The 19,747-nt window shown below is 56.7% G+C and carries 21 protein-coding genes and 4 tRNA genes; 10 read left to right on the top strand and 15 right to left on the bottom strand.

Translation table 11 applies throughout. The features are described from left to right. Positions 1 to 3 precede the first annotated feature (3 nt). From COA65_03925 to COA65_03870, 12 genes are all read right to left on the bottom strand, one after another. Complete coding sequence (locus COA65_03925) at positions 4 to 561, bottom strand: NADH-quinone oxidoreductase subunit B (GenBank protein PCJ60377.1); 558 nt, start codon at positions 559 to 561, stop codon at positions 4 to 6. Then, complete coding sequence (locus COA65_03920; GenBank protein PCJ60376.1) at positions 552 to 917, bottom strand: NADH-quinone oxidoreductase subunit A; 366 nt, start codon at positions 915 to 917, stop codon at positions 552 to 554. The genes COA65_03925 and COA65_03920 overlap by 10 nt, the downstream gene beginning before the upstream one ends. Positions 918 to 1,144: 227 nt before the next feature. Then, positions 1,145 to 1,222: transfer RNA gene (locus COA65_03915), tRNA-Asp, on the bottom strand. Between the two features lie 104 nt (positions 1,223 to 1,326). Next, positions 1,327 to 1,402: transfer RNA gene (locus COA65_03910), tRNA-Val, on the bottom strand. A 159-nt stretch (positions 1,403 to 1,561) separates the two neighbouring features. Next, positions 1,562 to 1,837: a DNA-binding protein HU gene (locus tag COA65_03905; GenBank protein PCJ60375.1), complete on the bottom strand. Its 276-nt coding sequence runs from the start codon at positions 1,835 to 1,837 to the stop codon at positions 1,562 to 1,564. A 149-nt stretch (positions 1,838 to 1,986) separates the two neighbouring features. Further along, positions 1,987 to 4,395, bottom strand: coding sequence for an endopeptidase La (locus tag COA65_03900; GenBank protein PCJ60374.1), 2,409 nt, complete (start codon positions 4,393 to 4,395; stop codon positions 1,987 to 1,989). Positions 4,396 to 4,493: 98 nt separating this feature from the next. Then, positions 4,494 to 5,759 carry an ATP-dependent Clp protease ATP-binding subunit ClpX gene (locus COA65_03895; protein ID PCJ60373.1) on the bottom strand — a complete coding sequence of 422 codons (1,266 nt, stop codon included), beginning with the start codon at positions 5,757 to 5,759 and terminating at the stop codon, positions 4,494 to 4,496. Between the two features lie 189 nt (positions 5,760 to 5,948). Then, on the bottom strand, positions 5,949 to 6,575 hold the full coding sequence (gene clpP, locus COA65_03890) for an ATP-dependent Clp protease proteolytic subunit (GenBank protein PCJ60372.1): 627 nt from the start codon (positions 6,573 to 6,575) through the stop codon (positions 5,949 to 5,951). Positions 6,576 to 6,593: 18 nt separating this feature from the next. Beyond that, entirely contained in the window at positions 6,594 to 8,141 is a 1,548-nt protein-coding gene (locus tag COA65_03885; GenBank protein ID PCJ60371.1) for a trigger factor, read from the bottom strand. Between the two features lie 63 nt (positions 8,142 to 8,204). Then, positions 8,205 to 8,289: transfer RNA gene (locus COA65_03880), tRNA-Leu, on the bottom strand. Positions 8,290 to 8,483: 194 nt separating this feature from the next. After that, on the bottom strand, positions 8,484 to 8,738 hold the full coding sequence (locus COA65_03875) for a hypothetical protein (GenBank protein ID PCJ60370.1): 255 nt from the start codon (positions 8,736 to 8,738) through the stop codon (positions 8,484 to 8,486). A 149-nt stretch (positions 8,739 to 8,887) separates the two neighbouring features. After that, entirely contained in the window at positions 8,888 to 10,378 is a 1,491-nt protein-coding gene (locus COA65_03870; protein PCJ60468.1) for a bifunctional ADP-dependent NAD(P)H-hydrate dehydratase/NAD(P)H-hydrate epimerase, read from the bottom strand. A gap of 132 nt (positions 10,379 to 10,510) precedes the next feature. Here COA65_03870 and COA65_03865 point away from each other — a divergent pair, with 132 nt between their 5' ends. Further along, a complete protein-coding gene (locus COA65_03865) occupies positions 10,511 to 11,767 on the top strand; it encodes an amino acid dehydrogenase (protein PCJ60369.1) in 1,257 nt (418 codons plus the stop codon). Here COA65_03865 and COA65_03860 read toward each other — a convergent pair. Then, positions 11,764 to 12,180, bottom strand: coding sequence for a transcriptional regulator (locus COA65_03860; GenBank protein ID PCJ60368.1), 417 nt, complete (start codon positions 12,178 to 12,180; stop codon positions 11,764 to 11,766). The two genes, COA65_03865 and COA65_03860, sit on opposite strands and share 4 nt — an antisense overlap. A 98-nt stretch (positions 12,181 to 12,278) precedes the next feature. Here COA65_03860 and COA65_03855 point away from each other — a divergent pair, with 98 nt between their 5' ends. From COA65_03855 to COA65_03825, 7 genes are read left to right on the top strand one after another with little or no spacing between them, the layout of a single operon-like run. Beyond that, the gene (locus tag COA65_03855; protein ID PCJ60367.1) at positions 12,279 to 12,638 is read left to right on the top strand and encodes a mercury transporter MerT; all 360 of its coding nucleotides are present in this window, start codon (positions 12,279 to 12,281) and stop codon (positions 12,636 to 12,638) included. 47 nt (positions 12,639 to 12,685) lie between these two features. Continuing rightward, positions 12,686 to 12,907: a hypothetical protein gene (locus COA65_03850; GenBank protein PCJ60467.1), complete on the top strand. Its 222-nt coding sequence runs from the start codon at positions 12,686 to 12,688 to the stop codon at positions 12,905 to 12,907. Continuing rightward, positions 12,904 to 14,325: a mercury(II) reductase gene (merA, locus tag COA65_03845; GenBank protein ID PCJ60366.1), complete on the top strand. Its 1,422-nt coding sequence runs from the start codon at positions 12,904 to 12,906 to the stop codon at positions 14,323 to 14,325. The genes COA65_03850 and merA overlap by 4 nt, the downstream gene beginning before the upstream one ends. Position 14,326: 1 nt before the next feature. After that, positions 14,327 to 14,734, top strand: a complete 408-nt coding sequence (locus COA65_03840; protein PCJ60365.1) for a hypothetical protein — start codon at positions 14,327 to 14,329, stop codon at positions 14,732 to 14,734. Positions 14,735 to 14,768: 34 nt separating this feature from the next. Beyond that, entirely contained in the window at positions 14,769 to 15,077 is a 309-nt protein-coding gene (locus COA65_03835; GenBank protein PCJ60466.1) for a hypothetical protein, read from the top strand. Next, positions 15,074 to 15,973: a hypothetical protein gene (locus tag COA65_03830; protein PCJ60364.1), complete on the top strand. Its 900-nt coding sequence runs from the start codon at positions 15,074 to 15,076 to the stop codon at positions 15,971 to 15,973. Before COA65_03835 ends, COA65_03830 begins: the two co-directional genes overlap by 4 nt. 10 nt (positions 15,974 to 15,983) lie before the next feature. Beyond that, positions 15,984 to 16,976, top strand: coding sequence for a 6-bladed beta-propeller (locus COA65_03825; protein PCJ60363.1), 993 nt, complete (start codon positions 15,984 to 15,986; stop codon positions 16,974 to 16,976). On the opposite strand, the gene COA65_03820 is transcribed toward COA65_03825, so the two are convergent. After that, positions 16,965 to 17,041: transfer RNA gene (locus tag COA65_03820), tRNA-His, on the bottom strand. The genes COA65_03825 and COA65_03820 overlap by 12 nt on opposite strands. A gap of 402 nt (positions 17,042 to 17,443) precedes the next feature. Here COA65_03820 and COA65_03815 point away from each other — a divergent pair. Further along, positions 17,444 to 17,782 (top strand): transcriptional regulator, encoded by a 339-nt coding sequence (locus COA65_03815; GenBank protein PCJ60362.1) that lies wholly within the window; start codon positions 17,444 to 17,446, stop codon positions 17,780 to 17,782. Positions 17,783 to 17,826: 44 nt separating this feature from the next. Continuing rightward, entirely contained in the window at positions 17,827 to 19,236 is a 1,410-nt protein-coding gene (glnA, locus tag COA65_03810) for a type I glutamate--ammonia ligase (protein PCJ60361.1), read from the top strand. 66 nt (positions 19,237 to 19,302) lie between these two features. On the opposite strand, the gene COA65_03805 is transcribed toward glnA, so the two are convergent. Further along, a complete protein-coding gene (locus tag COA65_03805; GenBank protein ID PCJ60360.1) occupies positions 19,303 to 19,638 on the bottom strand; it encodes an acyl-CoA thioesterase in 336 nt (111 codons plus the stop codon). Between the last annotated feature and the right edge of the window lie 109 nt (positions 19,639 to 19,747).

The raw sequence follows: 19,747 nt of genomic DNA, 5'->3' as shown, positions 1-19,747 counted from the left end.
TGATTAACGGGCAAGAGTTCCGGTACGACGTATTTTCTTCTGAAGTTGCAGAATGCCATAAAGCAGCGCCTCCGCCGTCGGCGGACAGCCGGGAACGTAAATATCCACCGGCACGATGCGATCGCAACCGCGAACGACGGCGTACGAATAGTGATAATAACCACCACCATTTGCACAGGACCCCATGGAAATAACCCATCGCGGCTCGGCCATCTGGTCGTAAACTTTCCGTAACGCCGGCGCCATCTTGTTGACCAGCGTGCCCGCCACAATCATGACGTCCGCCTGACGCGGTGAGGGCCGAAAGACGATGCCAAAACGATCAAGGTCATAGCGACTACAGGCGCTGTGAATCATCTCGACCGCGCAACAGGCAAGCCCAAAGGTCATCGGCCAAAGCGATCCCGTGCGCGCCCAATTCGCAAGTTTGTCCGCCTGGGCCATAACGAAACCACGATCGTCGAGTTCGCGAGTTACCTGTTTTAGAATTGCGTCCTGATCCGGCCCCTGCGGCAAGGCACCCGCAAAGGACGAACTGTGGTCACGGGTGCCTATTCCCATTCAAGCCCCCCCTTCCGCCATTCGTAGATGAAACCAATGGTCAAAATTGCGAGAAAAACCATCATCGACCAGAAACCGAAGAGACCAATTTCTCCCAGGCTGACGGCCCATGGAAAAAGAAACACCACCTCAAGATCGAAGATAATAAAAAGAATGGCGACAAGGCAGAAACGAACATCGAATTTGTCACGCGCATCTTCAAACGGCTCGAATCCACATTCATACGCCGAAAGTTTCTCAGCATCCGGACGCTGGGGCGCAAGAACATAGGACGCGATCAGCGCCGCGGCGGCAACTCCGCCGGCGATGCCAAGAAACAACAGGATTGGAAGATATTCCTGAAGCAACGCTTCCATTAAAACCGTCTCCTACTCACCCCAACAACAGATACCCACAAAAGGCCTTGGTACGCCTACCCTTGGCGAGCACGCGCCGAGTATAGCGGCGAGCAAATTAGGAAAAAAGGGCGTTTGACGCCAAAACCACTATTTTTTCGACATGCCCTGATAGAAATGCCTCAATGAAAAGGCAGCACCGATACGCGCCCTGAACAGGAGGCTAGAAAAGCATCGGTGAAAAGCAATGGCGGGAGTGACGGGACTCGAACCCGCGACCTCCGGCGTGACAGGCCGGCGCTCTAAACCAACTGAGCTACACCCCCATTGCCTTGGAAGCCAGCCTCAGTACCCCTTCGCCGTCCTGGGGTCAAGGCAATGGCGTCTGTTCATCATCTTATTGCGAAAAAAACTTCGAAAAAAAGGACAATGGTGGGCGATGACGGGATCGAACCGCCGACCCTCTCGGTGTAAACGAGATGCTCTCCCAGCTGAGCTAATCGCCCATAAATGCATTGGCGGTTAATGCGTTGGCGTTTGATTTTTCCTTTTCTAACACCAAAAACCAAGCGCTAAGAACCAAAGACTAAAAACAATGTCGACCGCCTTTTAAGGCGGTCGACATTGTTAAACTCCAATGTAAAAACATGAGAGTCTATTTAAAATCAGTTGTTTACAACTTCTTTTAACCCCTTGCCGGCCTTAAATTTTGGCTGTTTCGACGCCGGAATATCAATGACTTCACCGGTGCGCGGGTTTCTACCCTTCGAGGCTGCACGGTTCGCAACGCTGAAAGTACCAAATCCGACGAGACGAACTTCTGTCCCCTCTTTCAAACTGTCGGAAATAACACCGAAAACGCTGTCAACCGCACGAGCGCTATCCGCCTTTGAAAAACCAGACCTGCTAGCAACAGAATCAATAAGATCGTTTTTATTCACGTCATCGCCCCCTTTGTCAGGATGAGATGGGCATCCCAATGGTGTAGTAAGCGTTGAAAGTTTATGGTGCGCCGAAAGGCACGTCAATCAAGGAAACGTCTTTTTATGAGGTTTTTCTAAGGTCGGCGACACGGCCAGACAAGGTCAAGTCAGTGCTTGACGACGTCGCCGACAACACCCGGTTCCTTTTTCTGCACCACGGCTTCGATATCGTCCTTCTCCTGCCACTCGATCGGGGTCAATGGCTGAACAAGCGCATTTTCCAGAACCTCATCCACGGTGCCGGTCAGGATGATCTTAAGATCACGCTTGATATTCTTAGGAACATCCGCGAGGTCTTTCTCGTTTTCCCTTGGAATCAATACCGTTTTTACGCCCCCACGCAGCGCCGCCAGAAGCTTTTCCTTAAGCCCGCCGATAGGTAGAACGCGTCCGCGCAACGTAATTTCGCCGGTCATGGCAACATCTTTTCGCACGGCAATACCGGTAAGCGCCGAGATAATTGCTACGCACATGGCCACCCCGGCAGAGGGCCCATCCTTTGGCGTCGCCCCCTCCGGCACATGAACGTGGATATCCCTTTTGCTAAAGATATCCGGTCGAATGCCAAAATCCAGCATCCGCGAGCGAACATAGCTGCGAGCGGCCTCTACCGATTCCTGCATCACACTGCCCAACTGGCCTGTGTGCTTGACGTTTCCCTTGCCCCGCATCGTGACAGCTTCAATGGTAAGCAGCTCGCCACCAACTTCCGTCCAGGCAAGGCCCGTCACAACACCGACAAGATCATTAAGTTCCGTCTCGCCAAAACGATAGCGACGAATTCCGGCATATTTTTCAAGATTTGTGCGCGTGATGGACACCCGCTTCTTGTTCTTCATCAGGATTTCTTTTACCGCCTTCCGCATAAGGTTGGCGATCTCACGCTCAAGATTGCGAACGCCCGCCTCACGCGTGTAATAGCGAATGAGGTTCAGCAGCGCATCGCTCGAAATTGACCATTCGCCTTTCTTCATGGCATTCGCTTTTATCTGCTTGGGGATCAGATGGCGCTTTGCAATTTCGAGCTTTTCATCCTCAGTGTAGCCGGAAAGGCGGATAATCTCCATCCGGTCCATCAACGGCTTGGACATACGTAGCGTGTTTGCCGTCGTCACAAACATGATGTTGGAGAGGTCGTAATCAACTTCCAGGTAGTGATCCTGAAAGGTCGAATTCTGCTCGGGGTCCAGCACTTCGAGAAGCGCCGAAGATGGGTCGCCACGGAAATCGGATCCAAGCTTATCCACCTCGTCAAGCAGGAACAGCGGGTTGACCGACTTCATCTTCTTCATCGACTGGATAATCTTCCCCGGCATCGAACCGATATAGGTCCGACGATGGCCTCGGATTTCCGCCTCGTCACGCACACCGCCAAGGGAGACACGCACGAAATTGCGTCCCGTTGCCCGGGCGATCGATTTGCCAAGCGACGTCTTGCCGACGCCAGGAGGCCCAACCAGGCACAGAATGGGGCCGCGAATTTTCTTGGAGCGCTGCTGAATGGCCAAATATTCAAGAATCCGCTCTTTGACCTTTTCAAGCCCATAGTGATCCTCATCGAGAATTCGCGCTGCAGCGCGAATATCCCGATTAACTTTCGAACGCTTTCCCCATGGGATGCTGAGCAACCAGTCCAAATAATTGCGAACCACCGTCGCCTCGGCCGACATCGGACTCATCGTGCGTAGCTTTTTCAGCTCAGACGTCGCCTTTTCTCGGGCTTCCTTGCTGAATTTTGTTTTACGAACCCGGTCCTCAAGCTCTCCGATCTCGTCCCGACCGTCTTCGGATTCACCAAGCTCCTTCTGAATCGCCTTCATCTGCTCGTTCAGATAATACTCGCGCTGCGTCTTCTCCATTTGCCGCTTCACGCGGCTGCGGATCCGCTTTTCAACCCGCAGGACGCCGATCTCGGCCTCCATCATCGAACAAATCCGTTCCAGCCGCTCCGTAACGGAAACGAGTTCGACCAGCACCTGCTTTTCCGGAATTTTCAGCGCCAGATGCGAGGAAATCGTATCGGCCAGCTTTGACGGGTTATCAATCTGGTTGACGGAGACAAGAACCTCCGGTGGAATTTTCTTGTTGAGCTTCACATATTGCTCAAATTGAGAAATCACCGTGCGGGTCAGCGCCTCCACTTCTTCCGTCTTTTCGACCTTATCCTCAATCTCTTCCACATAGGCCTGGAAGAATGGATCGGTCTGGGTATGGTGAAGAATTCGCGCGCGGCGCGACCCTTCCACCAAAACCTTGACGGTCCCATCCGGTAATTTCAGCAATTGCAGCGCTGTCCCGATCGTGCCGACCGTATAGATGTCTCCCGCCTCCGGGTCATCCTTTCCGGCGTCTTTCTGAGTCACAAGCAGGATCTTCTTGTCCCCCTTCATGACCTCTTCCAACGCCCGCACGGACCGTTCCCGCCCCACAAAAAGCGGCACGATCATGTGCGGGAACACGACAATGTCGCGTAACGGAAGGATCGGATAAAGGACGCCTGTGCTCGGATCGTTCATGCTTTTACCTATGGCGTTTCAGGGCGACGCTTATATGGCTTCGCCGCACCCCATTTTCGAGCTTTTTTTAAAAGTTTGCCCGGAGTCACGCCCAGACCTTAAGCGCTCGTCTCGACATCGGTCCGCCGATCCGCATAGATATAGAGAGGCTTGGAACGACCTTCGACAATTTCCCGGTTGATGACAACTTCTTCAACCCCATCCAGGCCAGGAAGTTCAAACATCGTATCCAGCAAATTCGCTTCCAGAATCGAGCGCAGTCCACGTGCGCCGGTCTTGCGCCGGATCGCCCGTTTGGAAATTTCCTGCAGGGCATCCTCGGTGAAGGTAAGCTGGACGTCCTCCATATTGAACAACCGTTCATATTGCTTGATGAGAGCATTCTTCGGCTTCGTCAGGATTTCCACCAGCGCCTCTTCGTCTAAATCCTCTAATGTCGCAATCACCGGAAGCCGCCCGATAAATTCCGGGATCAGGCCAAATTTCAGCAAATCCTCTGGTTCGACATCGTGCAGGATTTCGCCCATCTGGCGATCATCCGGGCCTCGCACATCCGCGCCGAAGCCGACGGCCGATCCTCGCCCGCGCGCCGAAATGATCCGTTCCAGGCCCGAAAAGGCACCGCCGCAGATGAATAGAATGTTCGTCGTATCCACCTGCAGGAATTCCTGCTGCGGATGCTTGCGACCGCCCTGGGGCGGTACGGAAGCAACCGTGCCCTCCATGATTTTCAGCAGCGCCTGCTGGACGCCCTCGCCGGAAACATCCCGGGTGATGGATGGGTTGTCCGACTTGCGGGAAATCTTGTCGACCTCGTCGATATAGACAATGCCCCGCTGAGCCCGCTCGACATTGTAGTCGGCCGCCTGAAGCAGCTTGAGAATAATGTTTTCGACATCCTCGCCGACATACCCCGCCTCTGTCAGGGTTGTGGCGTCCGCCATCGTAAAGGGCACGTCAAGGATGCGCGCCAGGGTTTGGGCAAGCAGCGTTTTTCCACAACCCGTCGGCCCTACGAGCAGAATATTCGACTTCGCAAGCTCGACCTCATCGGACCCAATCCCATGACCAAGCCGCTTGTAGTGATTATGAACGGCAACGGAAAGAACCCGCTTCGCGTGCTCCTGTCCGATAACGTAGTCGTTGAGCACCGTGTAGATCTCTTTTGGCGTCGGAACCCCATCCTGGGATTTTATAAGCGTGCTCTTGCTCTCTTCACGGATAATGTCCATGCAGAGCTCAACGCACTCGTCACAAATAAAGACGGTCGGTCCGGCAATGAGTTTGCGGACCTCGTGCTGGCTTTTCCCACAGAACGAGCAGTAAAGCGTGTTTTTTGAATCGCCGCTGACCGTTTTGCTCATAACGCCGCCATTCCTAGTTCAACCAACATGCTAGCCCTAGTCCACCTTACCCTACAATGTCAAAACCTAGACAAGACCGGTAAGGAAAATGATAACAAAAGTACCTTTTATAGGCACGTGTCTTGATGAAATCAGCAAAGCCCTAACCTGAGTAATCACACAACAAACTTACGTTTCCCATTGAATAGGCTAGTCTTTTTCAACAATTGGGCGATTTTTGACCACCTCATCGATCAATCCAAACGCTAACGCCTCTTCCGGCGAATAAAATTTATCCCGCTCGACGGCGTCTTCAATCACGTCCAGGGACTGGCCGGTATGCTCCATGTAAATCTTGTTAAGACGCTCACGCAGGGCAAGGATTTCTTTGGCGTGAATCGCAATGTCCGTCGCCTGCCCCTGGGTGCCACCGGACGGCTGGTGAAGCATGATCCGGGCGTTCGGCAACGCATAGCGCTTCTTTTTCGCGCCGGCGGTAAGGAGAAGCGAACCCATCGACGACGCCTGCCCGATACAAACCGTCGCAATATCCGGTCGGATGTACTGCATCGTGTCGTAGATCGCCAATCCTGCCGTAACGAGGCCGCCCGGCGAGTTGATGTAAATGAAAATATCCTTGCCTGGGTTCTCGGATTCGAGAAACAGCAATTGCGCACAGATCAAACTTGCACAGGCATCGTCAATCCCACCCGTAAGGAAGACAATTCGCTCCTTCAGCAGTCGGGAGAAAATGTCATACGCGCGCTCGCCACGGTTCGTCTGCTCGACAACCATGGGGATTAACAAATTCATATTTGGTTCGTTCAAGTCGCCCATTGATTGCACCCCGTTTTTTTATTTCTTCGCTTTTGCTGCGGCTTTTTTCTTGGGTTTTTCCGCCGTTTCCTTCTTTTTGGCCTTGGCGGCCTTGGCGGCCTTGGCGGGCTTGGCAGACTTTGCCGGCTTGTCTGCGTCCTTTTTGCTTTTTACTGCTTTCGCCGCCTTCTTCTTAGGCGTTGCCGTCTTCTTCTCGGTCTTGCCGATGGCCTGTTCCATGGTTGCCTGAACGGCATTCATCAGCTCATCGGGCGCAACCTTCCGCGTCGTAATCTTTGCCATCTCCACCAGAAAGCCAACCATCTTCTTTTCGAAAACAGGCGCGATTAACCGCTGTAGGGCATCGGGGTTCTTCTGGAAGTACTCAAATACCTGCTGTTCCTGACCCGGGTGGTGGCGCGCTTCCGCCTGCACGCCCTCGTTAATCTCTTCCTGGGTAAGGGACACATCGTATTTGGTGCCGATTTCGGACAGCAACAGGCCCAGCCGCACCCGGCGTTCAGCAACGTCGCGGTATTCTTCTTTCAGCGTCGCATCGTCCTTGCCTTCGAATTCGTCTTCGTCTGTAGCCCCTTGCTCCTTGGCCAGCTTTTGCTGCTCGCGACGTCCCTGCACCTGTTCCCAGACCGCCTCGAATTCTGCCTCGACAACCCCTTGCGGCAGGTCGAAATCATGTCCCTCCGCCAGAATGCCGAGATATTCCCGCTTCTCGCGCACGGCAGAGACATTCTTGTATTCCTGTTCGAGGTTTTCCTTCATCTGCGTCCGCAGCTGATCAAGATTTTCAAGTCCGAACGCCTTCGCCAGATCATCGTCAACAGCAAAGGGGATGCGTTCCTGAATTTCTTTTACGGTCACATCAAAAGTTGCTTCCTTTCCAGCCAGGTTTTCGGCGGGATAGGTGTCCGGAAAATTCAGGGTGACGGTGAGGCTATCGCCCGCTTTCGCGCCGACGAGTTGCTCTTCAAAGCCTGGAATGAATTGACCACCGCCAAGTTCTAATTGCTGATTTTCGGCGGTCCCGCCATCGAACGGCACATCCCCAAGACGACCGAGAAAGTCAATGGTCACAAGATCGCCCATCGCCGCAGGGCGTGCCTTGGAAAGAGGCCCATGACGCCGCTGTCCGGCGGCGGCGTTCGCCATCGCCTCTTCGACGGCTTTCTCATTGATGACGGGTTCGAGCCGCTCGATCTCGATTTTTGTAAAATCCATAAAATCGATCTCGGGAATGAGTTCAAGCGTGAGCGTAAATTCCAGATCTTTTCCGTCCGGAAAAGCGGAGATGGCCACATGGGGCTGGGCGGCTGGCCGCAGATTGCGATCTTTCAGCAAACCCTGCACCGCCTCTGCCGTTGCTCTCTGAACGACTTCCGAAAGCAGCTGTTTCCCATATTTTCCACGCAGCAGCGACAGGGGCACATGGCCCTTGCGAAAGCCGGGCAGATTCGCGGTCGCAGAAATTTCTTTCAGCTTCGCATCGACCTTTCCCGTGATATCCGCCACAGGAACCGTAATTTTGAATTCACGTTTCAGGCCTTTCGCCTGTATTTCCAGCACTTCCATTCGTCTCTCATTCGCTCGTTGGAATCAAAATCGGCCATACAGCCGACAAAAATACAAAACCCCTGGTGCGGGCGGAGGGATTTGAACCCCCACGACTTGCGTCACCAGATCCTAAATCTGACGTGTCTACCAGTTCCACCACGCCCGCATGGSTACTCCGGCTTCCACCATGGCGTCAACCGAACCCCGGCGGCTTATAGCATGACCGGCATGGCGGTGTAAGCGTTTGGCCTGATTGGCGACCGGCCCGGTGGTCGTGGCCAGAAATTGGAAACCAAAGACAACGCGAARGACCGGGGAAAAGATTGGGAATGAAGGTCGCAAGGGCCACACACGCGAAGCTTAGTGAACGCGTTCCGTATAGCGTCTGGTGAAAGATTTCAGAGCCAACATGCGGGGACCGTCTCGCATGTCGTGATTGGCGCGGCGGATACGGACCTGATAGCTCACGTGGGGAATGCCGTATGAATCCACACGAACGGAAAGGACTTTCGCCGTCTCAACGACGGTCCCTGTGCGAGGGCAACGAAAAACGTACCCGGCCTCAACGTCCGGTGCTTCGCCGTACTCTTCCTTTGATCGTAAGTTAAAATTCATTTTGCGCTACCTGCAACAATACATACCTACGTCCTAAACTCTTACGCAGAAACTTAGGCATTCTGTTTTAAGAAAAGGTAAAGCAATGCCTACAAACTGTAGGAAATTGCAGCAAAATTTTAGAACGGTGAATTAATAACCCGGTAAGGTTAACGGGGTTTTTGCAAGTTTGACAAGACCCTTGGCAAATTTTCCGGCAAATCCTCCGAAATAAGGCCCGCACCGACAAGGGCCGCCGTCTCGCCATGAAGCCAGGCAGCGGCGGCGGCGGCATCAAAGGGTGCCATTCCCTGGGCCAGCAATCCCAGAATCATGCCCGCCAGAACGTCCCCGGAACCTGCCGTGGCCAGACTTGGCGGCGCATTCGCGTTGATGATCGCCTGGCCCGTCGGTGCGGCGATGACGCTATCGGCCCCCTTCAGCAGCACGACGGCACCACTTTGCCGGGCCGCCTCGCGGGCCTGGGTCAGCTTGTCCCCTCTCACCCCGAAAAGGCGGGCGAATTCCCCTTCATGAGGGGTCAGCACAACCGGCCCCCGGATTGCTTCGAAAAGCGCCTCGGGCGAAGGGCCAAAGACGGTGAGCGCGTCGGCATCCAGCACACAGGGCCTCCCCGTGGCGAGGACGGCCAGCACGTTCGCCCGCGTTCCTTTCGTCACCCCGTTGCCGGGCCCCACCAGGAAGGCCCGCTTGCCCAGATCGGCGACGAGATCCTGAAAATCTTCGTCGCTCAGCACCGGATGGATGAGCAGACTTGGGCTTTCCGCAGCATAGATCGGCACCGCCTCCGGCGGGCTGGCCACGGTGACCAGGCCGGCACCGATGCGCAGCGCCGCCCGCGCCGCCAGCCGGGCCGCGCCGGTCATGACGCCACCGCCGACGACAACGACATGGCCGCGGCTGTGTTTGTGGTCCGTTACCCCCGGCCAGGGATAACGGCGACGCCAAAGCGCCGGATCGTTCGCGAACACGCTTGGATCGATGCCGGAAAAAGCCGTTTCGGGCGCGCCGATGTCCACAAGCACGACGTCTCCCGCCATTTCGCGCCCGGGCAGCAGAAAATGGCCTGGTTTTTTGCCGATGGAGGTGACGGTCAGAAGTGATTGCGGCGCTGCGCCAAGGACTTCGCCCGTATCGCCATGGACACCGCTTGGTATATCGATGGCCACGCAGGGAAGGCCCAAGGCGTTGATTGCTTCAACCACGGCCCGGGCAATGCCTTCGATGGGCCGGTCCAGCCCGGCCCCGAAAAGCGCATCGACGACAAGCTCAGCCCCGTCGAGAACCTCTGGCGTCAGCGGCAGAATTTCCCCTGCCTCAGCACCGCCCTGCCAGCGAAGGGCATTGGCCTCAGCGTCCCCACGCAAACGGGCAAGGGGGCCAAGCAATGCCACCCGAACCGGCCAGCCTTTCTTGCGCAATTCCTCAGCGATAACAAAGCCATCTCCGCCATTGTTGCCATGGCCACACAAGACAATCGTTGGGCATGGCGACCAGCGGCGAACGATTTCCAGGGCGGCGGCGGCACCAGCCGCAGCCATCAATTGGGCGCCGGAAACCCCTGCCGCCACAGAAGCCCGATCCACTGCGGTGGCTTCAGTCACGCGAAACAGCGCGTTTTCCAACCGATCTTTATCCATCTCCATCGACGCCAAGGATAACGTAGCGACGGGGCGGCTGTCGTCTGGAATCCAACCTCCGGAAAAGTCTGCACGCCGAATGCGGAACCGCTATATAGCGGAAGGGCTTGGAACATCGCTTGGGAGAAAATCGTGAAGGTGCTGGTGCTGGGAGGAGGCGTCGTCGGTGTCACATCCGCCTATTGCCTCTCGCGTGCCGGGCATGAGGTGACGCTTGTCGATCGCCAGTCCGGACCTGGCGAGGAAACGAGCTTCGCCAATGGCGGCCAAATATCGGCCGGCCTCGCCGAACCCTGGGCCAACCCGGAAGTCCCCCGGCAGTTGCTTCGATGGCTTGGCCGAAAAAACCCGCCGCTTGCCCTGCGCCTGCGCGCCGGTGCCGATTTCTGGGGATGGGCGTTGCGTTTTCTAGAAAATTGCGCAACCCGGCCCTCGGCCAGGAATTTGGAGCGCGCCCTTCAGATCGCCCTCTACAGCCGCGAGCAGCTTCGCAACATCCGTGCGACAACCGGCATCAGCTATGACATGCAGACCGACGGCATTCTGAAAATCTATCGCCATGGGCGCGCCTTCAACCGCACGCGCCAGCGCCTGGAAACGATGAACGCGCTTGGGGCCAATCTGCGCGCCCTCGACATTGACGCCTGCCTGGCCCTGGAGCCGTCCCTGACACCCATCGCCGAGGAACTGGCCGGTGCCATCTATTCTCCCGATGACGAAAGCGGCGATGCCCATCAATTCACCGTCAAGCTGACCGAGGCGGCGCGCCGTCTTGGTGCCGTCTTTAAATTCGGCCACAGCGTTGAAAAACTGGTCTCCCAAGGCGACCGCATCGAACGGGTGATCACCGACCGTGAAAGCCTGACAACGGACGTTGTCGTGGTTTCCCTAGGAAGCTACAGCCCCCTTCTTCTTCGCCCGCTTGGCATCAACCTTCCCATCTGTCCGACCAAGGGGCATTCCATCACGCTTCCCATTCGCAACGGTGCTGGCAACCGCGCCCCTTCCCGAAGCATCACCGACGAAAGCAAAAAGCTTGTCTTCAGCCGCTTTGGCGATCGCCTGCGGGTGGCAGGCACGGCTATCTTCACGGGCTACGACCCCACAATCGAGCCGGAGCCTTGCGCCGCCATGGCCAAAGAGCTGGAGGCCATTTTCCCCGGCACCGTCGATCAAAGCAAACCAACCTATTGGGCCGGGTTGCGCCCGCTTACCCCCGACACCCTGCCCATCATAGGCCCGACGCCGTTTTCGAACCTCTTCCTGAACACCGGCCATGGGACCTATGGCTGGACGATGGCGGCAGGTTCCGGACAAATCCTGGCCGATCTGATTGCAGGCCAAAAGCCACAGATTGAAACCGGACCCTTCGCCATGGACCGGTTCTAAGCGCGATCCGCCGAACCCCGGCCTTCGAACAGGGCATCAAGAATGGGACAGTCGGGTACGTTTCCGCCCTCGCATTCGGCAACGACGTCGCGAAGCACACGCGCCATCCGCCGCAGGTCGGTTATGCGTCGCCGGACCGCGCGGAGGTGATGCCGCGTCATATCGCGAACCTCATCGCAGGCATAATCGCCACCATCGGCAAGGGACAGCAACGCCCGTATCTCAGCCAACGCGAACCCAAGTTCACGAGCCCGGTGAACGAACGTCAGCCGCTTTAGATGTTCCTCCGCATAGATGCGATGCCCACCCTCGCTACGCGGCGGTTTTGATAGCACGCCGATCCGCTCATAGTAGCGGATCGTTTCGATGTTCACGCCGGTTTTCCGCGACAATTCCCCAATGAAGATGGCCATAAAAAAGCCCCTTGTACCTGTAGTAACTACAGATCCTATCTTTAACACAAGACCGTGGAAGATGGCCAAGGGAATCGCACAATGAGGAATGATTAGACATGGCCCAAGAGAAGCACCGAACCTGGGTTGCCGTCGGCAGTGTCGCCGGTGCGTTGGGCGCCTCAACTTGCTGCGTCCTGCCGCTGGCCTTGTTTAGTCTTGGTATCGGCGGCGCATGGGTCGGAAATTTGGCGGTGTTCGCCCCTTACCAGTCCTATTTCATCGCCGGAACGTTACCGTTGTTGGGCTACGGATTCTATCTCACCTACCGTAACCCGAAAACCACGTGCGCAGAGGATACAGCCTGCACATATCCGCTGCGGCAACGGCTGGTGCCGCTCGCTCTCTGGACAGCAACCGCACTGATCCTAGCGGTCGTCGCCTTCCCCGCCCTCGCACCGTTGCTACGAAGCTTTTGAAGGAAAATTACTTAAGAAAGGAACCCCTGGACATGAAGGATCGCGCAATTTTGCAGACCGGCATCATTGGCTCTGTTCTCGTTGCCATCTGCTGCTTCACGCCTGCGCTGGTGTTGCTGCTGGGCGTGCTGGGGCTGTCGGCATGGGTGGGATGGCTCGACCATGTGCTGTTGCCGGCGCTGCTCGGTTTTCTGGGGCTGATCGCCTATGGCGTTTACCTGCGCCAGCGGCGCGGAAAGGATTGCTCTAACGCAAAAAAAGCGCCATGACGCACAGGCCCCATACCTCCCCCAAAGGCGGTTATGACCTCGCCGTTATCGGAGCAGGCGCAGCCGGTTTTTCGGCGGCGATCACGGCGGCGGAACAAGGTGCCCAGGTGGCGCTGATCGGGCACGGAACCATCGGCGGCACTTGCGTAAACGTTGGCTGCGTGCCCTCGAAAACCCTGATTCGCGCTGCCGAAGCCGTACATCAGGCACATACTGCCAGCCGCTTCGAAGGCCTTCGGGCCGAGGGACGGCTGGTGGACTGGCGCGCGCTCGTCCGGCAGAAAGATGCGCTGGTCGCCTCTCTTCGCCAGGAAAAATACAAAGACCTGCTGCCTCGCTACGAGACGCTGAACTATCTTGAAGGCCCGGCCCGCCTCGCCGATAACGGTGTGGTCGTGAACGGAGATCTTATACAGGCCGCAAAGCTGGTGATTGCAACCGGCGCGCGACCGGCGCTGCCTGCGATAGCTGGCATCGAAGACGTACCCGCCCTCACCAGCACCACCGCGATGGAATTGGAATTTCTGCCGAAATCCCTGCTTGTGATCGGCGGCGGTTACATCGGGTGCGAACAAGCGCAGATGTTCGCCCGCCTCGGCGTCGAAGTGACCCTGACCTGCCGGAGCCGTCTATTGCCCAGCGCCGAGCCGGAAATCTCGGAAGCGCTAACCCATTGCCTCGTCGAAGAAGGCATTGCGGTGCGGTGTGGGCTGACCTATCGAAGCCTTGCGCGCACAGGTGACGGGATCGCCTTCACCGTCCTGGAGGATGAAAAAACACAAACCATCACGACCGAACGGCTGCTGGTTGCCACCGGGCGCACGCCCAACACCGGCGGGCTTGGGCTGAAGGAAGCGGGCATCGCGTTAAACAGAGATGGAACAATCCGTGTGGACAATCACATGCAAACCAGCCAACCGAATATCTACGCCGCCGGCGACGTGACGGGCTTAAACTTATTTGTTTACATGGCCGCATATGGCGCTGGAATTGCTGCAAAAAATGCGCTTGGTGACACACGGAGCTACAACAATCACGCGATGCCATGGGTGGTGTTTACGGACCCGCAGGTGGCCGGCGTTGGGTGGACGGAAGCCGAGGCACGCGCGCGCGGCCATGAGACGCGAATTTCTGTGCTGCCACTTGATCGCGTCCCCCGCGCGTTGGCGGCGCGCGATACCCGCGGCCTGATCAAGCTGGTAGCCGACGCGCCAACCAACCGTCTGCTGGGGGCGCATATTCTTGCCCCGGAAGGCGCCGACAGCATCCAGACGGCGGCGCTGGCCATTCGCCACAATCTCACCATTGCCGACCTCACGGACATGATCTTCCCCTACCTGACGACGGTCGAGGGCCTGAAACTTGCCGCGCTCGCCTTCGACAGGGATGTGACGAAACTGTCCTGCTGCGCGGTGTAAAATGGGAACCATGGACAAAGCTGGGGATGGGAAAAAAGACTGGGTTGGCAACGCCCGCAGCTATGCCGTCGCATGGGGATTGCCAATGGCAGCATTGGTCGTCACCGTCTTTTTGCCCCCTCTCGCGCGGACTCTGATCGGAACCGCCGCCCTGCTATGGATGGGCGTAGCCTGCCTTGTGAATGCGGCGCGCTGCGGCCGGACGCACTGCTACTTTACCGGCCCCTTCTTTCTTGTCCTGGCAGCCCCCATGGTCCTGCACGGTTTTGGGATTTTCTCGCTGGGTCCCAATGGCTGGATCTGGTTGTGGGGCAGCATCGTGGCGGGTTTTGCCGTTCTTTGGCTGTTGCCGGAGTGGATATTGGGAAAATTCATCAAATTTTTCGGCAAACACGCGCATGGCAGATAGATTTTCGTTATCCAAAGTTTCAGGGATCGGGATCATGTGTAGCGCATTGCGGGTGCTTCTCTTTACCCTCGTATTCTCTTTAAGTTCGGCGAATACATGGGCCGCCGGGCCAAGTTACGAAATTGAGGTTGCCGGCCTCGCCTGCCCGTTCTGCGCCTACGGTATCGAGAAGCAACTGGACACTATCGAAGGGGTTGAAGGAGTCGCAACCGATATACGCTCAGGCATCGTAACCGTGACCATGCGGGACGGCTCGACCCTCGATGAGAAGACCGCCAGAAGAGCCGTCAAGGCCGCCGGATTCACGCTGAGCGGGTTCAAGCCCACGGGAACGGACGAATGAAGAATCGTCCCGGCTTTTTTTTAACTTTTACGCTTGCCATGGTCTGGGCCGCGACGGCGCAGGCGGCACCGCAGTCTTTCAACACGGCGCTGCCGGTCGCAAAAGGCGAGTTTGTGTTTCGGGAACAATTCGTTCTGGAACAATCCGGCGCCGACCCTAGCGGTGCTGACCGGGACCGCACAGCCTGGGCGCTTATCTCCGTGCTCGGCTATGGAGCGACGCCGGACCTAGCCCTATTCGGAGTCATCCCCGACGTCGAGAAGAATCTGGAGCTGATCGAGAATGGCGCAAGGCGTGCGCGAAGTACGAGTGGTTTGGGCGATATCAGCCTGTTCGGTCGTTACACGGTGTTTCGCCAGGACTGGCTGGGCCGGACCCTGCGGATTGCTCCCTTCGCAGGGATAGAGCTTCCAACCGGCGAGGATCATGAAAGCGACAACCTCGGCAGGCTACCGCCAAGCGTACAATTGGGCTCCGGCTCGTGGGACCCGTTTGGCGGGATTGTGCTCTCTTACCAGACCCTCGATTTCGAGATCGACGCTCAGGTCAGCTACAAAGCGAATATGGAAGCCAATGATTTCGCGTTCGGGGATGTAGCGCGACTTGACGGCGCGCTGCAATACCGCCTGTGGCCGCGCGAGTTAGGCACAGGCGTCCCCGGCTTCCTGTACGGCGTGTTCGAAACCAATCTGATCTATCAGGACAAAAACCAGGTTGGCGGGTCTGACAATCCCGACTCCGGCGGGCTGAGCCTCTTTATCCTGCCGGGTCTGCAATATGTCACCAAAAGATGGATCGTCGAAGTCGGAGTACAAATCCCGGTCGTCCAGGACCTTGGTGGCACGGCGCTTGAGAAGGATTACGTCCTGCGCGCCGGGTTCCGGCTGAATTTTTAGAGGCGCCCGGATGCGCAGAAGACTGCTCAAACGCATAAGCGGCATCGTTCTTGTAACAGCCGCGCTGCTTATGGGGGCGTGGCTCGCTTTCATCCCCTCCGCCAAAGAGCCGGGCTACGTCTTCGTCACGATGTGGGGCGAGAAGGGTTCGGGGCCGGGCCAGTTTAACGACCCCACAGGGATTGCCGTCACGAATGGCGAAGTCTTTGTTGCCGATTCCCGCAATGGCCGCATCCAGGTTTTTGATTTCGATGGAAATTTCCGGCGCGAATTCGGCAAACCTGGCAAGAAAAAGGGCAAACTTGGACGGCCCATGAACCTGACGATCCGCGGCGACGAGCTCTATGTGCCGGAATATTTCAACGACCGCATTCAGGTCTTCGCACTGGACGGCACGCCGAAGCGGATCATCGGCGAGGCCGGCAAAGGCCCGGGCCAGTTCAACGCACCGGGTGGTGTTGCTGTCGCTACAAACGGCGATCTCTTCATTGCCGATTTCTATAATCAACGGGTTCAGCATTTACGCGCCGATGGGACTTTCATCCGCCAATGGGGCAAAACCGGAAAAACCGGCATTGGCGCAGGCGAGTTTAACTATCCCACGGATGTAGCCTTAGGCCGTGACGGGGTGCTCTATGTGGCCGATGGCTACGGTGACAGGGTTCAGGCCTTCACCCCGGACGGTTCCTTCTCGCACAAATGGGGCGGACCGTTCGCAACGAATATTTCCGGGCCGTTCAATGGATGGTTCGCCGTCGCTGCAAGTATTGCCCTTGGTCCCGATGGCGATATCACTGTCGCCGACTTTTATAACAATCGGGTCCAGATTTTCGCGCCCAACGGCACTTTCCTCACGGCCTTCGGCGAAGCCGGAGACGGTCCCGGCCAATTTCACCATGCCATCGCCATAGATGTCGCCGAGGACGGCAGTGTTTTCGTGGCCGATTTCCTAAACAACCGTATCGAGAAATGGCGACCGAAGAAAGAAAATTGGGGCGAGTGATGGGGATCGAACCCACGGCCTCCAGATCCACAATCTGGCGCTCTAACCGACTGAGCTACACCCGCCACATGACGGCCCTGTGTAGACGTTCCCGAAGGAAGGCGTCAAGCACGCCTAGGACCAGAGCCGGGACCCGATGGCGTTGCGGTGAAACAACGGCGCGTTCACCTGCGAATCCTACTTGATTCGTCCAGCATTTTCCTTACGCTACCTTCCCAAAGCAGGCGCGAATCTCGCTGATAATATAGGCGCGTCTGCCTAAAAAACAATCAATTTGGGGGAAGGCAGGCGTTCGTTTCCAGGTTTTTTCGTGACTTTTTCGGCCTTTTCTCCGGCCTTTTTGATTTGGCACGTTCCGTGCTTTTCTACATAGTGCCATCTGAAAGATTGGACCTGTCGCACCCCTCGCCTTACGCAAAAATACGACGTTCGTAAAAATTTCTTTTCTCAACCGGCTAGAACCGCTCATGAAAAAAATCGAAGCGATTATTAAACCTTTCAAGCTCGACGAAGTGAAAGAAGCGCTTCACGAGATCGGCCTGAAAGGCATCACCGTAACGGAAGTAAAGGGCTTCGGACGCCAGAAGGGGCATACCGAGCTTTACCGAGGCGCCGAATATGTCGTCGATTTCCTTCCGAAAGTGAAGATCGAGATCGTGCTTGACGACAACCTTCTGGAGAAAGCTGTCGAAGCCATCGTCCAGGCTGCGCGCACGGGCCGAATAGGCGACGGCAAAATCTTTATCTCCGATATCAGCGATGCCATCCGGATCCGCACAGGTGAATCCGGCAACGAGGCCATCTGACTTTTTTTCAACGAGTTTTCAAGTAGCACATTCAGGGAAACCCTATGTCCAACGCAAAAGAAGTCCTTCAAATGATCAAAGAGAACGACGTGAAATACGTCGATCTCCGTTTCACCGACCCGCGTGGCAAATGGCAGCACACGGCGCAAGCCATCACCACCATTGACGAAGATGTCTTTGTTGATGGCTTCATGTTCGACGGCTCCTCAATCGCCGGCTGGAAGGCGATCCAGGAATCGGACATGATCCTGATGCCCGACCCCGCGACGGCAGTTCTCGATCCTTTTGCGGCACAGACATCGTTGATCATGTTTTGCGACGTCATCGACCCCGGCACCGGTCAGGGCTATGAGCGTGACCCAAGATCCACCGCACGTCGGGCAGAAACCTACCTGGCAAGCACCGGAATTGGCGATCAGGCCTTTTTTGGCCCAGAACTGGAATTTTTCGTTTTCGACGACGTCCGTTTCGATGTCTCGATGAACCACACCTTTTATTCTCTCAACTATGGCGAGGCCCCCCATGCTTCGGGTGCCGAGTTTGAAGAGGGGAATCTCGGCCACAGGCCTCCCGTCAAGGGCGGCTATTTCCCGGTCCCGCCGGTCGATTCGATGTCCGATTTGCGCGCAGAAATGCTGACTTTCCTGGGCGAGATGGGGGTCGAAATCGAAAAGCACCACCACGAAGTCGCCCCCGGACAGAACGAGCTTGGCTTTCGCTTTGGCCCGCTGCTCAAATGCGGGGACGCCGTACAGATCTGCAAATACGTCGTCCACCAGGTCGCCCATGCCTACGGCAAAAGCGCGACCTTCATGCCAAAACCGGTTATCGACGACAACGGGTCGGGCATGCACGTCCATCAATCCATCTTCAAGGATGGGAAACCGACCTTCGCGGGCAATGGCTATGCCGACCTCTCGGAGAACGCCCTCTATTACATCGGCGGGATTATCAAGCACAGCCGCGCCATCAATGCGTTCACGAATTCGGCGACGAACAGTTACAAGCGCCTGGTGAATGGCTTCGAGGCCCCGGTCCTGCTGGCCTATTCCGCGCGCAACCGCTCGGCCGCCTGCCGCATCCCCTATGCGACAAACCCCAATGGCAAACGCGTCGAAGTCCGTTATCCGGACGCGGCATCCAACCCCTATCTCGCCTTCTCGGCAATGCTGATGGCCGGCCTCGACGGCATCGAGAACCGGATCCATCCGGGCGATCCGATCGACAAGAACCTCTACGACCTGCCGCCGGAGGAACTAAAGGGCGTGCCGACTGTCTGCGGCTCGCTGCGTGAGGCCCTGGACGCCCTCTCAGAAGACCGGGCCTTCCTGACTAAAGGCGACGTCTTCACCGACAGCCAGATCGATGGCTATATCGAACTGAAACATGAGGAAGTGACGCGCCTTGAAATGGCGCCGCATCCAATTGAATTTAGCATGTATTACAGCACGTAATGAATAATTGCTAAGCTATAACTTTAAAAAGGGTCGCCTTGAGCGGCCCTTTTTTTAGGCACTTTTTCAGGCGGGCGGCACCGGTCGCGATTGACGGTTTTCATCGAGAGCCACCATCACGAAATTGCCTTCCGTTACCTTGACGCTTTCCTCGGAAAGCGCACGTTCGGCCCAGGTTTCGACATGAACGGTGATCGACGTCCTGCCAACGCCAAGAATTTTGGTGAAACAGGAAACGCTGTCCCCCACGAAAACCGGCAGATGGAACGTCATCGCCTCAATGCCTACCGTCGCCACCCGCCCCCGCGCCCGACGGCCGCAGGCCATGCCGGCGGCAATGTCCATCTGCGAGAGGACCCAGCCGCCGAAAATGTCACCGTTCGGATTCGCGTCCGCAGGCATAGCCMTSNTCCSGGYTTCNGSMMMYCSCSCWTCCTTSCNNCRGSMMRYTNCGTCATGATCGCCTCCTTGGGAACCACCCCATATATCGTATCGAAACCAGGACAGCCTA

This window comes from Rhodospirillaceae bacterium (assembly GCA_002746255.1).
In the GTDB taxonomy this organism is placed as follows: Bacteria; Pseudomonadota; Alphaproteobacteria.
This window is presented reverse-complemented; position numbering and strand designations above follow the sequence as displayed.